13 protein-coding genes and 1 tRNA gene are annotated in these 15,029 nt (G+C 64.7%); 4 read left to right on the top strand and 10 right to left on the bottom strand.

Features of this window, described 5'->3' with window-relative positions; translation table 11 throughout:
• Positions 1 to 23 precede the first annotated feature (23 nt).
• Positions 24 to 1,031, top strand: coding sequence for a tyrosine-type recombinase/integrase (locus tag IAQ70_RS10370; protein WP_223859884.1), 1,008 nt, complete (start codon positions 24 to 26; stop codon positions 1,029 to 1,031).
• A 2-nt stretch (positions 1,032 to 1,033) separates the two neighbouring features.
• On the opposite strand, the gene IAQ70_RS10365 is transcribed toward IAQ70_RS10370, so the two are convergent.
• From IAQ70_RS10365 to galU, 6 genes are all read right to left on the bottom strand, one after another.
• Complete coding sequence (locus IAQ70_RS10365) at positions 1,034 to 1,744, bottom strand: hypothetical protein (RefSeq protein ID WP_190989244.1); 711 nt, start codon at positions 1,742 to 1,744, stop codon at positions 1,034 to 1,036.
• Positions 1,745 to 1,775: 31 nt separating this feature from the next.
• On the bottom strand, positions 1,776 to 2,477 hold the full coding sequence (locus tag IAQ70_RS10360; RefSeq protein WP_190989243.1) for a hypothetical protein: 702 nt from the start codon (positions 2,475 to 2,477) through the stop codon (positions 1,776 to 1,778).
• Positions 2,478 to 2,849: 372 nt separating this feature from the next.
• Positions 2,850 to 2,922 (bottom strand) — tRNA-Ala (locus IAQ70_RS10355).
• An 81-nt stretch (positions 2,923 to 3,003) separates the two neighbouring features.
• The gene (locus tag IAQ70_RS10350) at positions 3,004 to 3,903 is read right to left on the bottom strand and encodes a hypothetical protein (RefSeq protein ID WP_190989242.1); all 900 of its coding nucleotides are present in this window, start codon (positions 3,901 to 3,903) and stop codon (positions 3,004 to 3,006) included.
• 132 nt (positions 3,904 to 4,035) lie between these two features.
• The gene (locus IAQ70_RS10345; RefSeq protein ID WP_190989241.1) at positions 4,036 to 4,653 is read right to left on the bottom strand and encodes a GNAT family N-acetyltransferase; all 618 of its coding nucleotides are present in this window, start codon (positions 4,651 to 4,653) and stop codon (positions 4,036 to 4,038) included.
• 5 nt (positions 4,654 to 4,658) lie between these two features.
• Positions 4,659 to 5,564, bottom strand: a complete 906-nt coding sequence (galU, locus tag IAQ70_RS10340; protein ID WP_190989240.1) for a UTP--glucose-1-phosphate uridylyltransferase GalU — start codon at positions 5,562 to 5,564, stop codon at positions 4,659 to 4,661.
• A gap of 107 nt (positions 5,565 to 5,671) precedes the next feature.
• On the opposite strand from galU, the gene IAQ70_RS10335 reads away from it, so the two are divergent.
• From IAQ70_RS10335 to cpaB, 3 genes are all read left to right on the top strand, one after another.
• Positions 5,672 to 6,292 carry a 5-formyltetrahydrofolate cyclo-ligase gene (locus IAQ70_RS10335; protein ID WP_190989239.1) on the top strand — a complete coding sequence of 207 codons (621 nt, stop codon included), beginning with the start codon at positions 5,672 to 5,674 and terminating at the stop codon, positions 6,290 to 6,292.
• Positions 6,293 to 6,428: 136 nt separating this feature from the next.
• Entirely contained in the window at positions 6,429 to 6,695 is a 267-nt protein-coding gene (locus tag IAQ70_RS10330; protein WP_164198708.1) for an FmdB family zinc ribbon protein, read from the top strand.
• A 173-nt stretch (positions 6,696 to 6,868) separates the two neighbouring features.
• Entirely contained in the window at positions 6,869 to 7,615 is a 747-nt protein-coding gene (cpaB, locus tag IAQ70_RS10325; RefSeq protein ID WP_190989238.1) for a Flp pilus assembly protein CpaB, read from the top strand.
• A gap of 48 nt (positions 7,616 to 7,663) precedes the next feature.
• Here cpaB and IAQ70_RS10320 read toward each other — a convergent pair whose 3' ends face one another.
• From IAQ70_RS10320 to IAQ70_RS10305, 4 genes are all read right to left on the bottom strand, one after another.
• Positions 7,664 to 11,770 (bottom strand): AAA family ATPase, encoded by a 4,107-nt coding sequence (locus tag IAQ70_RS10320; RefSeq protein ID WP_190989237.1) that lies wholly within the window; start codon positions 11,768 to 11,770, stop codon positions 7,664 to 7,666.
• Between the two features lie 128 nt (positions 11,771 to 11,898).
• Positions 11,899 to 13,488 carry a glutamine-hydrolyzing GMP synthase gene (gene guaA, locus IAQ70_RS10315; protein ID WP_190989236.1) on the bottom strand — a complete coding sequence of 530 codons (1,590 nt, stop codon included), beginning with the start codon at positions 13,486 to 13,488 and terminating at the stop codon, positions 11,899 to 11,901.
• A gap of 100 nt (positions 13,489 to 13,588) precedes the next feature.
• On the bottom strand, positions 13,589 to 14,089 hold the full coding sequence (locus tag IAQ70_RS10310; protein ID WP_190989235.1) for a DUF3817 domain-containing protein: 501 nt from the start codon (positions 14,087 to 14,089) through the stop codon (positions 13,589 to 13,591).
• Positions 14,086 to 14,946 carry an SURF1 family protein gene (locus IAQ70_RS10305; RefSeq protein ID WP_190989234.1) on the bottom strand — a complete coding sequence of 287 codons (861 nt, stop codon included), beginning with the start codon at positions 14,944 to 14,946 and terminating at the stop codon, positions 14,086 to 14,088. Before IAQ70_RS10305 ends, IAQ70_RS10310 begins: the two co-directional genes overlap by 4 nt.
• Positions 14,947 to 15,029: the final 83 nt, after the last annotated feature.

Below are 15,029 nucleotides of genomic sequence, written 5' to 3'. Positions count from 1 at the left end.
GCGCGGAGCGAGCCCTGGTGACCATGCTGAAGGACCGTCAAACTCCGGTCCAATCCGAGATTTCCCGCAGCATGCGACTTTCTGAGCTCAGCACACTTTGGTTCGCCGAAATCGAAAGCAGCGGCCGGGCTGGCCGCCGGACCATCGATGGCTACAAGGACACGTACAACCGAGTCATTTCACCTGCCCTTTCCGGCCTGCGGCTCAACGAACTTACGACTGGCAGGCTCGACCGGTTCTTGAAAAACGTTGCCGTCGACCATCCGGCCACAGCCCGGCACTCAAAAGTAGTCCTCACCGGAATCATTGGATTAGCCGTACGGCACGATGCCCTGCACAGCAATCCAGTCCGCGATGTCGGACCCATCAAGCTCGCAAAGAAGGACGTCAAGGCTCTATCGGTCAAAGACGTTCAGAAGCTCCGAACTGTCATTGGCAGGTGGCAGGAGGACCCCACACACCAAGGACGGCCGCGCGTAACAGACCTACTAGACGTTCTCGACATTTTCCTTGCCACCGGCGCCCGAATAGGCGAGGTGCTCGCCATCCGTTGGCAAGATATTGATCTTCAAGCAGAGCCACCGACCATCACAATCTCCGGCACAGTAGTCATGGAACGGGGGCGCGGCGCATACCGGCAGGACCATCCCAAGACAAAAGCCGGATTCAGGACGGTGAAGGTGCCACCCTTCGCCGCGGAAACTCTCCATCGCAAGTTTGCAGCCGAGCAGCCCAATCCCGAAGCCATGTTGTTTCCATCCTCTACAGGAACCGTGCGGAGCCCGCACAACTTCCGTAGGCAGTGGCGTGATGCGCGTGCCGGATCCGCCTACGAATGGGTAACCCCACATGTCTTCCGCAAATCGGTTGCCACGCTGATTGACCAGGAATACAGCTCAAAGCACGCCGCGGCGCAGCTCGGTCACTCGGGAACAGCCATCACAGAAAAGCACTACATAGCGAAAGCTACGGAATCTCCTGATCTCACCGATGCACTCGAACGATTCGGGAGCCCGGAACCGTCAGCTTGATTTCATCTCCACATCCACAAATCGGGACCATACGGGCTCCAGCCCTTCATATATGGCTTGATCGCGTCGGCAGTTGGCTCGGGATCGTCCGGCATGCGAATCTCGCCGAGCAATGGGCTGATCGTCTTGGCATGGGTTTGTGCCCAGCGCAGCCAGTCAATGGCAGCGTCCGCATCCACCGGATTCATTGAATCGATGTGGATCCTCAACGCGGCGATGTAGTCGCCCAACAGCTGCACCCGTTGGAATCGCTCGGCTTGGTCAAGAAGCACGCTGGCACGATGCACCTCATTGAGGCGTCCGATCGCCTGTTCTCGAGCCGCTTCCCATTGCCGGCGCTTTTCATCGTCACGGCGCTGCCTTTCGAGCCGCAACTCGACCGCACGTGCGGCTCGCAGTTCGATCTCTTGGATAATTCGTGGCAACAGCGAATCGGCGCGTGTCGTGTCAGTTTCGGTCCACTCAGATTTCCAGAACGGTGGCTCCAAACCCTTGAGACGGATGGAGAGGAAGGCCGTTTTTACAACTTCTTCGGTCGAAACCGAATAGCCATGTGCTTGTCGGCGAAGTTCGGACACCGTAAGTAGATGCGGCACTCGCTCCGTTGCCTGACTGAAAAGCAGATGGACCTCGTCTTCACCAATGCCAACTTTGAGATGACCGTTATTCCGTTCTTCGCGGCTAACGCGACCATAGTAGTCCGGCTTAGCCACAGGTACTGCCGCTACTCCGTGCCCCCGTCGTTCAGCTTCCACAACGAGTCCCTGGACGATGCGTAACGTCCATTTCCACCGGGGCGCGTCCATGCCAAAGACGGTCTGTTCGCAGCTGTTTCAGCTTGGCAACGACGTCATGGGGCATCCGAATGACTGCAAGCACGTCTACTGGGGCAAGGGTCACCAACTGCCACTCTGGACGGCGTCTCAACTCAACGGTGCAAGGCTTGTTCCAGTTAGTGTTGACGACGAGCTCCATGTCGTCCGGAAACAACTTCTTCCGCCGAGCGACCGTGACGAGCTGCCTGCACCTTCCGGTTTCCGCGTTCGTGAATTCAAGAGCACCTTCCACTACCAGGCGGTCCATCATCTTTTGCGTAGCACTCTTGGCGGGAACGGCACGCGCCCTGACCGACACCTGCATGGGCTGCTTTGAGGGGATCGATAACTCTGGCACTTCTGCACGCGGCTGCAAAGCGTTCGAGTCCGGCGTCGCTGGCTCGGCTGCGGTCATGGGGGCGGCCCCGCCATTGGCAAGTAACTGCGCGCCTGTATCGGTAATTTCCGCTAGCCATGGATTCTTGCGGCGCTTCACTCGGACAAGATTCCGACGTTCCAGCGCGTAGGCGCTGACTTTGTATCTAGGATCCGTCAAGGCCCCTGCCGGGCAGCCATCGGCGATCCAATGCAGGACCTGAAGCTGACGTTCGGTTGGCGGCGTCTTTGCCATCTCCCAGCAGCCCTTTCAGTATTAAGCATGTTCCAGAGATATCGGTGAACCCACCGTAGGCATTCCCCTCGGAGAGCTTTCGTTTCCTCACGAGCAATATACCTGCGCTGTCCTATGGGCACGCGTCCCATGCCCCTTTGCCACAGCTAGCTCGACTACATGCGGGCACGCGCGATCATTGCGGCAAGCCAGCCATGCAATGCTCGCTGCGCCATACTGAAGGTTAGGAACTACGCTGAGGCGCTAGGGCCAATCTTCCCTCCAATGCCGTTTCTAGCCGCAAACCGTCGGGTAATCGTCGGCTGGTCCTATAAACGGGCAAGAGAAAAGCCCTCCGACTCAACGTTTCCGCAGGTCAGAGGACTTTTAGAGTGGAGCTAAGGAGATTCGAACTCCTGACCTCTTCGATGCGAACGAAGCGCTCTACCAACTGAGCTATAGCCCCGGAACAGTCCGCCTCCCTGGAAGGAACGGCGGCGCCGGTGAACTTAGGCTACAAATTTTCTCTGCGCATTACCAATTCCGGTCAGGCGCGGCGGCGCTGCAGGACGTCGTCAAGGTTACTCAAGGCGCTCTGGGCCTTAGTGAGGGGCTTGGCTGACGGCACGGGCGGGACTGCGGGGGTTCCCTGCTTCAGGGACGGCTTCCCCGTGGCTTTGGGCGCTTCCGGCAGATCAAGCGGCTCGGGCGCCGGACGCTCAGCCTTGGCGGCCTCAACGTACACAGGCTTGGGCACGTCCACAGGTTCCCAGGTGGTTGCGACGGGCGCAGACTTCATCGCCTCGCTGGCGCTGGCGTCTCCCGCGGCAACAGCGACGGCCAACGCGGCTTCCCGGAGCTCCATCGCGGTGAGCGGTTTCGGGGCAGGCGTGTGAGCCTCGGCGTCAAAGAGCCGGCTTTCCGGCTGCGCGGCCGGGAGCGGCGTGTCCCGGACCTCCGAGGCTGGTTCCTGGCGGCGGACCGGGGCGCTCATGGCGGAGCGGAAGGCAGCCTGCACCTTGGCTTTGCGGTCCCGCACAGCAAGGGAGCGCAAAAGCACCACGGCGATTACGGTGGTGGCCACGCCCGCTACCGGCAGCAGGGCAGTTCCCAGCCCAAACAGCAGCAGAACAGCGGACACAAAGGCGGTCAGCAATCCCGCCACGCCGGCGAGGGCAATGGCGGTCCGGCCGTATCGGATCCGGAACGCGCCCGTCGTTGCTCTACCGGCAGGCGCGGCTACGGTTTCGGGACTCTTCCTGATATCCATGGCTTTCTCCTGCGGGGCGGCGATATTCATGACCATCCCGGCTCTCGGGTCCGATGATTCAATAGCTGGAACATCCGCGAAATAGTCGCCAGCGGCCTGGGCCTGGTGCCGACGGTTCCGCAGGACGTAAGGCGCAACCCATACGATCCAGAGCACAACGGCAACCACAAGGATCACTGAGCTGCTAAGAGGGAAGTCCACAATCAAAACCGTATGAGTATTCCGTCAGCCGCTCCCGCATTAGCCTCGGTGTGTCGCGGGCAACGTGGCAAATCAATGGATTTATGACTTCGGAAGAGCCTTTGCAGGTCAGGACCGGGATGCCAGCCATCGGTTGAGCAGTCCTTCGGGTACTTCTTCCGCCGTCAACGCAAATGTGCGGTGGTCAGCCCATTCCCCGTTGATGTGCAGGAAACGGGGCCGGTAACCCTCATCTCGGAAGCCCAGCTTTTCAACCACCCGCAGGCTCGGGCCGTTCTCGGGCCGGATGTTGATCTCCATCCGGTGCAGCCCGAGGACCTGGAAACAATGGTCGGTGGCCAGGGCAACAGAGGTGGGTGCGATGCCGTGCCCGGCCCGCGCCTGGTCAACCCAATACCCCAAGGTCGCCATCATGGCCGAGCCCCACACAATGGAGGACACTGTCAGCTGGCCAACGATGGCGGGCGCCGCGGACCTTGGCGTGCGTTCTGTGATCAGGAAGGGCAAGGCGGTGCCTTGGGCTGCCTGTATCTTCAGGGACCGCACCATCTGCCGGTAGTCCGGGAGGAGGCCGCCGGGCGCCGGATTGGAGGCTTCCCAAGGCTCCAGCCACTCCCGGTTGCGTGACCGGACCTCGGTCCATTCCCTTTTGTCCCGATACCTGATGGGGCGCAGGACGAGGTCACCGCACTCCAGGGTGGTGGGCCACGTTGGTCCGGGACGCACGGCAGCTATTTAGCGAGGCCTGCAGCGAAGCCTGGCAGCCACTCCCGCAGACCGGGGCCGAGGTCATCGCTGTCAATGGCAAGCTGGACGCAGGCCTTGAGATAGCTGAGCTTGTCGCCGGTATCGTAACGGCGGCCGCGGAAGACCACGCCGTAAACGCCGTAGCCCTCACCGTCGCCGGCGGCCAGTTCCTGCAGCGCGTCCGTCAGCTGGATTTCCCCGCCGCGGCCCGGGCCCGTGCGCTCCAGGACCTCGAAAACTTCGGGGTGGAGGACGTAGCGGCCAATGACGGCCAGGTTTGAGGGGGCCTCGTCCACGTCGGGCTTTTCGACGAGCTTGTTGATCCTGACGTAGGCTTCACCATCGATGGCCTGGACGTCGGCGCACCCGTAGGCACTGATCTGGGAGGGCTCCACCTCGATGAGGGCCACCACGGATCCGCCGGTCTTGGCCTGCACTTCGATCATGGTGCTGAGGAGTTCATCCCGGGCATCGATCAGGTCGTCACCAAGGAGAACAGCGAACGGTTCGTTGCCGACGTGCTGCTTTGCACGAAGCACTGCATGGCCAAGGCCGTTGGGGTCGCCCTGGCGGACGTAGTGGATGTCACCGAGGTTGCTGGCTGCCTGAATGGACTCGAGCTTGGCCAGATCGCCCTTGGCTTCCAGCGTGTCCTCCAGCGAAGGAACCCTGTCAAAGTGGTCCTCCAGGGCGCGCTTGTTGCGTCCCGTGATCATCAGGATGTCGTTGAGACCAACGTGGACAGCCTCTTCAACCACATACTGGATGGCAGGCTTGTCCACCACCGGAAGCATTTCCTTGGGCATCGCCTTGGTGGCCGGCAGGAACCTGGTGCCGAGCCCGGCTGCAGGGATAACGGCTTTGCGTACAGTCTGCTGAGAGGTAGTCACTGGACTAATCTAACGGAGGGGGCTGATCATTCAGTAATTCCTGGTCGCCCCTGCCTGCATACCCGCAGGCGGCACATCTGCATTCAGCACCTGGAAGAGGGAACGGTATGTCCGAGCGCGATAGGGCGGCCAAGGAAGGCATCCGGGCACGCCACCGCGCGCAACGCGCGGCCACGGAACCCGGCGCACGCGAGGCGGCCGGCGCGGCCCTCGCCGTCCACGGCGCAACGTGGGCCGAACAACTGACCGGCGCAACGCCGTCGACCTTTTGCGCCTATCTGGGCGTGGTGCCTGAGCCGCCCACGCTGCCGCTGATCAGCGAACTGCACCGCCTCGGCCACACGGTCCTGCTCCCCGTCTGTGAACCGGATCGCCACCTGAGCTGGACCCGCTGGACCCCCGAGGCGGAGTTTGTCCGCAGCCGCTTTGCTCCCGTGCTGGAACCCGCTGGACCCCGCCACGACCTCGCCGTCATGGCCTCCGTGTCCGGCCTCCTGATCCCCGCCACAGCGTTGGATCTCAGCGGGAACCGGATCGGCCAGGGGGGCGGCTATTACGATGTTTTTCTGGGCTCACTGGCCCGTCAGGGGCTGGACATCCCGGTGGCGGCCATCGTGTTCGATGCGGAAGTGCTGCCGGCCGGAACCATTCCCGCCGAGGCGTTCGACCGGAAGGTCCCCGTCGCCCTGACCCCGTCGGGGCTGGTTCCCTTGCTACCCCGGCCCTGACCGGTGCCGCCGCCAGTCTCAGGTGCCGCTGGTTTGGGGTGATAGAATTGGCACTCAGGCCCTGAGACTGCTAATGAACGGCCCGCTCGTTCAAGGCAATACAGGACCTCTCGTTTGCCCAAGAGGAGGATCACCAGTGCCCACTTATGCCTACGCCTGCAAGGATTGCGGCCACGCCTTCGACGTTTTCCAGTCGTTTACCGACAGCACCCTGACTTCGTGCCCGGAGTGCCAGGGAGCCTTGCGCAAGAAGTTCAACAGCGTTGGTGTGGTTTTCAAGGGCTCCGGTTTTTACCGGACCGACTCCCGCGATGCCAAGGGAAGCACGGTTTCTGCCGCACCCGCCGCAGCGCCCGCTCCGGCAGCTGCCCCGGCACCGGCCGCCGCAGCTGCAGCCAGCTGACGTTACCCGCGGTCTTCAGTTACGGACCTTTCCGTAGCAAAGGGCTGATCCGCCCGCGTTGAGTCCGGTGTTGCGGCACCGTTTAAGGCCGCGCCCGACGCCGGCTGCACAGTTGTCCACATAGGCACCTCTGCTGCTGTGCCCCGCAGTCTCCGGAACATAGCGTTGGCGCCATGCCCGCAACCCTCTTCCGCCCCAGCCGCCGGACCGCCGCGCCCGCACGCGCGGTCCGCCACCAACTGGGGACCAGCGACGCTCGCCGCCGCGGCCGCCGCAGACTCATGCCGTGGCTGAGCCGGAACCGGCGCCTCGCCATCGCCCTCCTGCTGTGCATCGCCGCCGGAATCACCGTCCATCAGCTCACTCCCCCGCCCGCTGACACCGCAACGACACTGGCCGCCGCGCGGGACCTGCCCGCCGGCACAGCATTAGCGGCAGCCGACCTGGCCCCTGTGAAGATTCCCCCGCAGCTGGTGAACGCCGGGTCAGTCACCGACCCGCGCGAAGCCACCGGCAAGCAGCTTGCAGCACCGCTGCGGAAGGGCCAGCTGCTGACGGATTCCCAGCTGCTGGGTCCAGGCCTCCTCGCCGGAGCACCGCCGGGTTCTGCGGCCGTGCCCTTGAGGATGGCGGATCCATCCTCCATCCAGCTGGTGTCCCCCGGGCAGCTCGTTAACGTGGTGCTGACCGGCGCCAACGGCTACGACCAGAACTCCCCATCCCAGGTGCTCGCGTCCTCGGTACCGGTCCTCTGGACGTCGGGGCAGGGCGGGAAAACGGGTCAGTGGCTCGGCACCGGCGAAACTGACGGGCTAATCGTGGTGGCAGCAGCCCCTGAACAGGCCGCCCGCCTGGCCGGCGCGTCCACGCAGGGCAAACTGTTCTTTGTCCTGGTGGGACCTCCGAGCCCGGCAGGGTGACGTGGCGCGGCAGGGGCGATACAGCCTGTCAGCACGGGACCGTGGCCGCTATCCGCCCCAGTGCGGCGGCTTGTTCTCCTTGAGCCACGCGTCGTGATCGTCCTCGGTGCCGTCGCCCCAGTTCCGGGGATCATCCTCAGCCGCCTTGTTGGGCAGGATTCCTGCGGTACCGGTCTGCGGGGCTTCCGGTGCGGGCGCCTGGCCGTTGCCCGTGGTGTCTGGCTGGGCGTCGCCTTCGGTACCGGCCGGGCCGGGGTTCTGTGCGTTCACAACAACCTCCTCGCTCTCCAGGCGTCCGGCCTGGTATTCGTTACTGTCGTTTCCAGCCGTCCCCCGGCGACGCGAGTCCAAATCCTCGTCAAAGAATCCTCCCGAGGCGGTGCCGCGTCCGGGCGGGACAACATTCTCAAGGCCCAGGTAGCCTGCGATCCGGTCGGCGCAGGTGGACGGGTCCGTAAATACTTCAATGGTCCACAGCGGCATGTACCGCCAGCCCATCCGTTCCAGCAGCTGCGGGCGGAGCCGGCTCCGCTCGCGGACGCTCATGGTGCGGTACTGCTCCGTGCCGTCGGATTCGATCGCCACCGGCCACGGGATATCGGCGTCGTCCTGCCCCATAGTACTCAGCGGGTCCGCCGCCGCCACCACGTCGATGACACCGTCGTACTGGTGCCAGACACGGGCACCGCGGGCGCGCAGCCGGTCGCCGAGGTCTGCCACGAGGGGGTCGGCGCCGAGTGCCTGTTCGCTGGCGGCGGCCCGGGACGCAGGGGTGCCGAGGTCCGTCTTTCCGGCGATTTCACGGTTCAGGAGCTCGTAGAGCTCCACGGCGCCGTACGAAAGCCGGGTGTGGTCGAGGTCTTCGGGCTGGAAGCATGTCAGGACGTGGATGGACCGCCGGGCACGCGTCATGGCCAGCGCGAATTTTTCCCGGCCACCCTCAGCGGAAAGCGGACCGAAGTTGTGCAGCGCCCGCCCGTGGGGAGTGCGGCCGAAGCCGGGCGAGAAGATGATGTGGTCGCGGACCAGGCCCTGCGCACGCTCCAGGTCAACCACCCGGAAGGACTCGTCCCCGCCGCCGAAGAACCCGGCGAGCGTGGGGTGGTTGGGCAGTTGCAGCCGGATGGACTCACCGATCCGGGCCGCGTGCCGGAGACTGGCAGTCACCACGGCCAGGGACGTGCGGGAACGCAGCCGTGCGTGTTCGAAAACCAGCTGCACCACGCGGTTGACCTCGGCCACCACGGACTCCACACCTTCGTGGTCGGCGCTGGGCAGCCCGGTCCCGTCCGGCAGGTACTCTACCGTCAGCGCCCGGTCCAGGCCGGTGGCCGCCTGTCCCTCGGGGAGCCGGCGGAGGCCGTCGTCGTAGAAATTCTTGCTCAGCTGCAGGACGAGGTCCTCGTCCACTGCACGGTAGACAAAATTCAGGCGCCAGACGGGCAGCACGGCAGACAGCGCAGTGTAGGCACTTTCCACCCGCTGGTGGGCGGTTTCGCCAACGGCCAGGCGCTCCACGCCCACAGTGAAGGTTCGGGGACTGGCGATCTTGGCGTCACCGAAGGCAATCACCTGCTTGGCGCGGGCAATGGAAGGCAGGACGGCCTGCAGCGATGTGGCTTCAGCGTCCAGTATGACCACGGCATCAAAGCGCTGCTCCGCGGGCAGGAGCCCGGTCATCAGGTAGGGGCTGACCGACCATACGGGAACCAGCATCGGGACAAGGTCCGGCGCCTGGGCCGTCAGGGCAGCCAGCGTCACCCTGCCGTCCTTCAGCAGGCTGCGGAGCAACTGGGCCTGGCGCGGGTGCTCCGCCAGGGCGGCCCGCCACCGTTCGGAGAGATCCCAGCGCAGCCGCGCCGCACCGCTGGCAATGTGGGCGTTGTCTGCAAGCCGGTATTCGGCCTCAAGCTGGCGGAGGGCGTCACCGTCCGACATGGCCAGGTAATCGTCGCCGCTGATCATGGCTTCCAGGGCGGACTGCCACCAGGCGAGCTCAAGCTCGGCGGCCACGGACTCTTCCGGAACCTCACGGTCGGCAAGGTCGGCAAGGAGTTCACCCAGGCCGTGTTCGCGCATGTTTTCCACGAGCAAGGTGCGTTCCGGCAGCGTTTTCAGCGTGTTGGTGTCCGCGACCAGCCGCTCAAGCCGTTCCATGAGTTCCTCGTAGCGGGCAGCGGCCAGCGAGCCGCCGGCCGCCGTGTGCCGGAGGGCCTCCCCCAGTTCAGTGAGCTCCCGGTCCAGCGAACGGTACATCACGTTCATTTCGGCGAGCCCGGAAGGGACGGCCGGGTGGCGCTGAGAGGTGGCGTACCCGGACCAGAGGGCCCGCTGCTCCTGTACCAGCACCAATGAACTGTGGAGGTCAGCGATGTGGACACCTGGCCGGACGTACTCCTTGGCGACGCGGCGCAGCCGGGACCGCTGCATGGACGCCATGTCGATGTTCCGCTCCCGGCGCCAGGCAGAGGCGGCAGTGGCGGAGATCAGGTCGTGGACCGGCCGGTCGAAGATGTCCGGCGTGAACTTGTCAAGGCTTTCGCGGACGGCCACCAGCAGTTCGAGCTGCTCTCCCCATTCAGCGAAGGAGGTGCCCAGCCGGATCTCGGCGTGCTCGGCCACACTGTGCATCCGGTCGCGGAGGACCGGAAGGTTCTGCGCCACGGAGCGGGCCAGTTCCTGGGCTTCCTCGGTCTCTTTGCGGGTGAGGAGCCGGGCACCGTGCCATGGACTGGTGGTGGACGCCCGGCTGAAGCTGCCAAGCTCGGCTGCCCGCCGGAGCCTGCCGGCGAGCTCGTTGCGGTCACGGATGCTGTCCAGCACACTCCGCTTGAGGCGCACAGTGGTGGCCGGGGCCGGGTGGATGGACGTCAGCTCGGCGAGTGACTGCATTGCCTGGTACGGCGAGCAGCCCCAGCGCTGGCGCACGTTGTGCAGGGAGGCCACGTGGTCCATCAGGGCGTGGCGGTGTTCGATGAGGGTCTTGTGCAGGTTTCCCAGCTGCGGTTCGAGTGATTTCTCGTTGCGCACGATGGCCCGCACCAGCTGGGCCTTGAGCTGCTGTGGTGTGGCGGTGCCGGAGAGCTGGAAAAGGATGGACTCCAGGCCCAGGGCTTCCAGCTGGCCGGACACTTCGTTCAGGCTGGCTCGGCGGTCTCCTACCACCAGGACCGACCGTCCCGCGTCCACCAGTGCGCCGATGGTGTTGATGGCGGTCTGGGTCTGGCCCGTGCCCGGCGGGGTGCTGACCACCAGCGAGTCCCCCGCGCGCGCGGCGTCGATAACGTACTGCTGGTCCGGGTCCGCATCCAGCAGGAGCAGTTCGTCGCCGGGGTGGCGATCGTCCACGCTCGGAAAGCGCGAGGGATCCGGCTGGTCAACGTCAACCACTTCACCGCCGCCTGCCTTGGCCAGTGCGGTGATGAGCGGGTTGGCGTCGTTGATCCAGGGGTCGTCGAGGTTGCCGGAGAGGTCGGCAAAAGTGGACACGAGCAGGTTGTGCTGGGCTTCCGCGCCGTGGATGGGCCTGATCAGTGTGGCAAGCCGGTCCAGGACCGGCTGCGGGTCAAACCGTGCGGTGCTGTAGGCGAGGCGGGTGACGGCGTTGACGTCAAAAACAATGCCGTGGATGTTCTTCAGGTGCCGGACCAGCGCCGGGTTGATGTGGGCCTGTTCGGTGAGCTGCAGCTCGTAGTCGTCCTCGCCGGGACGGACCGTGAGCGAAATCGCTGTGAGCATGACCGGCGCGGAAATGCGCTGGGGTTTGCCGCCGACGGCGGATGTCCACACCACGGTGCCCGCGGAGAAATACCCGGCGTCAATGCCGCGGTCGTTTGCGAGTTCGAAGATCTTTGAGCGGATATTCCGGGAGGCCCGTGCCGCCACCACGTACTGCTGGTGGTCCCGAATCAGGGTGGACAGCCGGGTACGGCGGCCCGCCATCAGCTGCGCCAGCCCTGATGGGTGGGCGTGGGTCAGGTCAATGGAGCCCTCGGGGGTCTTGGTGAAACGCAGCATGGTGTCTGCCCCGGTGACTGGTTTGAGCCCGGACAGCCATTTTCCAAGCTCTTCAGAACCCTCCGGGTGGCCTTGACCAACTGACACTACTGCCTTCTTTTCTGCGTTTGCACGTGACGCCCTGGACCATACCGGCATGCTTTCGAGCGTAGCCGCAAAAGCGGCCGGGATGAGAGACCGCAACACTGGGTCAGGCCAAATTAGGGGATTTGGACGGAGGAGAGCAATGGCCGGCCTCCGCTGACGGAGACCGGCCACTCACACTGCTATTCCCACTCGATGGTTCCCGGCGGCTTGCTGGTCACATCCAGCACCACCCGGTTGACGCCCTCCACCTCGTTGGTGATCCGGTTGGAGATCCGGGCCAGGAGATCGTAGGGCAGGCGCGACCAGTCGGCCGTCATGGCGTCCTCGGAGGACACGGGGCGAAGGACGATCGGGTGGCCGTAGGTGCGGCCGTCGCCCATCACGCCAACGCTGCGGACATCGGCCAGCAGGACAACCGGCATCTGCCATACTTCGTTGTCCAGCCCGGCGGCGGTCAGCTCGGCCCGGGCAATGGCGTCCGCCTTGCGCAGCAGGTCCAGGCGTTCCTTGGTGACCTCACCAACGATGCGGATGCCGAGGCCGGGACCGGGGAAGGGCTGGCGGCCGACGATTTCCTGCGGCAGGCCCAGCTGCGCGCCAACGGCACGGACTTCGTCCTTGAACAGTGCGCGCAGCGGTTCCACCAATTCGAACTGCAGGTCCTCGGGAAGTCCGCCCACGTTGTGGTGGCTCTTGATGTTGGCTGCACCCTCGCCTCCGCCGGATTCGACGACGTCCGGGTACAGCGTGCCCTGGACCAGGAACTTGATCTTCTCGCCGTGGGCCGCTGCCTCGGCGATGATGGCCAGTTCGGCCTCTTCGAACGCGCGGATGAACTCGCGGCCGATGATCTTGCGCTTGGTTTCCGGATCGCTGACGCCTGCCAGGGCGGCCTGGAACCGCTCCTGCTCGTTGGCGACGTAGAGCTTGACGCCGGTGGCGGCCACGAAATCGCGTTCCACCTGCTCGGCCTCGCCTTCGCGGAGCAGCCCGTGGTCCACGAACACACAGGTCAGCTGGTCGCCGACCGCACGCTGGACCAGCGCTGCGGCTACTGCGGAGTCAACGCCGCCGGAGAGGCCGCAGATGACCCGGGCGTCCCCGACCTGCTGGCGGATCCGGTCCACCTGCTCCTCGAGGATGTTCCCCGCGGTCCAGTTGGGCTCGAGCTTCGCGCCCTTGAACAGGAAGTTCTCCAGCACCTGCTGGCCATACGCTGAGTGCTTCACCTCCGGGTGCCACTGCACGCCGTACAGGCACTTTTCCTCGTTGGCGAAGGCAGCCACTTCGGCGCCCGCCGTCGTCGCCAGCACTTCAAAGCCTTCAGGGGCGGCGTGCACGGAGTCGCCGTGGCTCATCCAGGTGTTCTGGTGCTGCGGCATCCCCTCAAGCACCGACCGGCCCTCGCCGAGGAGGGTGGTCTGGGTGGAGCCGTACTCGCGCAGGCCCGTCTTGTCGACTTTTCCGCCCAGCGCGTTTGCCATGGCCTGGAAGCCGTAGCAGATGCCGAACACCGGAATTCCGGCCTCGAACAGGTCGGCGCCGACCGATGGTGCACCGTCCGCGTACACGCTGGACGGGCCACCCGACAGAATGATGGCAGCGGGATTCTTGGCCAGGAGCTGCTCGGTGCTGTAGGTATGCGGAACCACTTCCGAATACACATTCGCTTCCCGGACGCGGCGGGCAATCAGCTGCGCGTACTGGGCACCGTAGTCAACAACCAGCACCGGCTTCTGGGAAGTCTGGGATGCAGTGGGAGTAGTCACCGTACTAGCCTACTTTGCGCGGTTGCCCCGCCGCACATTCAGGACCGCAGGTGTGACGGAGCAAACGTCCGACGGCGGGACGCCCCGCCGTCGCGGCGCGTCAGTACCGCTGCGCCGCCTGCGGGTGCGCCGCAAGTTCCGCTTCGACCTCGGCGTGGAACTTCTTCTCCACGAAGAAGGAGAGGAACGGCACTACCCCACCCAGGGCCAGCACGATGAGCTTGAGGAACGGCCAGCGCATCAGCGTCCACAGCCGGAAGTTGGAGATCAGGTACACCACGTACATCCAGCCGTGCACGATCAGCACGGCAACGGAGAGGTTGACTCCGCCCAGCACGCCCTGGGGTTCGGCGTCGGCAAAGCCCAGGCCGAACGGCTGGCCGGTCACGGCGTTCGTGCCACCGGCGAACAGGTACTGGCCAAACGCGTACCGTGCGATCAGTTCGGCGCACAGCAGCAGCAGCATCCCGCCGGTCAGGTAGGCCAGTACCTTGTAGAACTTCAGCGCTGACCGGATCTGGGCCTCGGTACCGCCGAAGCGGCGCTTCTTGTTTTTTCCCTGGGCGGTACCCTGCTGGACGGCCGGTTTCGGTTCGATCATGGCTTTACCTTTTGTTGGAGCTGTTCAGAAGTTGGAGGGCTGGGCGGAGTGGGCGGCGCTTCCTCGTGGATGTCGTCGTCGAGATCCTCTTCGTGGTCCCGCCGGTAGTCGTCCTTCACCAGCCGCCACCAGATGAACAGGGCGAAGCCGGCGAAAACCACCCACTCCAAGGAGTAGAACAGGTTGAGCCAGTTGACCTGCTGGGCCGGGGGCTGCGGACCGATGTTGAGTGGCTTCAGATCCCCGCTTTTGGCCGCCGCGCTGACGTCGGTGCCGTCCGTCACTTCGGCGGTGGCCGCGATAAATCCCGGGTAACTGCTGACGTCCCAGTCATTGATGAGTTCGGCGACCGAGACGGCGGAGGCGTGTCCTGCTTCCGGCGCGGTTTCCGGGAGCGGCGATTCGGAGGGAATCAGCCGTCCGGTCAGTTGGACGGCGCCCGACGGCGGTGGCCCGGCGTCGTCGGGATCGGCCACCCATCCGCGGGCTACCGGAATCCACGTTTGCGGGGACGCGGCTACGCCGCTGAGGGCAGGTGCCCCCTTCACGGCAAAGGCGGAAACCACCCAGTAGCCAGTGTTTCCGTCCTTCAGGCGTCCGGGAACCAGGACCTGTTTTGCGGGGTCATATGTGCCGTCTGCGGAAACCATCTGGTCGGACACGGACCCGGGAAAGAAGCTTCCGGGTTCAAGGGTTTCCGTGAGCGCCCTGGTCTCTTCGGTGGCCGGGCTGACCGGAACTTCGGGTTGCACGGACCGCCCGAACTGCCACTGGCTGAGCAGGACAAACACCCCGGAGACGACGATCGCGAACACCAGGCCTGCGATCCATCGGGGCTTAAGGGCTGTTTTCCACACCCCTTAACCGTACTTCGTTCCGCTGTAGAACAACTAAACGAGCAAGGGTCTGCCCTGGAGTGGGGCAGCAGGGTCCCTACGTG

Origin of the sequence: Pseudarthrobacter sulfonivorans, from assembly GCF_014712225.1 — a bacterium.
GTDB classification, from domain to species: domain Bacteria; phylum Actinomycetota; class Actinomycetes; order Actinomycetales; family Micrococcaceae; genus Arthrobacter; species Arthrobacter sulfonivorans.
Note: the sequence above shows the minus strand (reverse complement) of the source record. Positions and strands in the feature narration are given on the sequence as shown.

Coding starts and splice junctions, on each gene's coding strand:
- IAQ70_RS10360 (WP_190989243.1), bottom strand. CDS start 2,477: ATGGCAAAGACGCCGCCAACCGAACGTCAGCTTCAGGTCCTGCATTGG.
- IAQ70_RS10370 (WP_223859884.1), top strand. CDS start 24: ATGCTGAAGGACCGTCAAACTCCGGTCCAATCCGAGATTTCCCGCAGC.
- IAQ70_RS10335 (WP_190989239.1), top strand. CDS start 5,672: ATGTCCGAGCGCGATAGGGCGGCCAAGGAAGGCATCCGGGCACGCCAC.
- IAQ70_RS10320 (WP_190989237.1), bottom strand. CDS start 11,770: ATGCCGGTATGGTCCAGGGCGTCACGTGCAAACGCAGAAAAGAAGGCA.
- cpaB (WP_190989238.1), top strand. CDS start 6,869: ATGCCCGCAACCCTCTTCCGCCCCAGCCGCCGGACCGCCGCGCCCGCA.
- IAQ70_RS10310 (WP_190989235.1), bottom strand. CDS start 14,089: ATGATCGAACCGAAACCGGCCGTCCAGCAGGGTACCGCCCAGGGAAAA.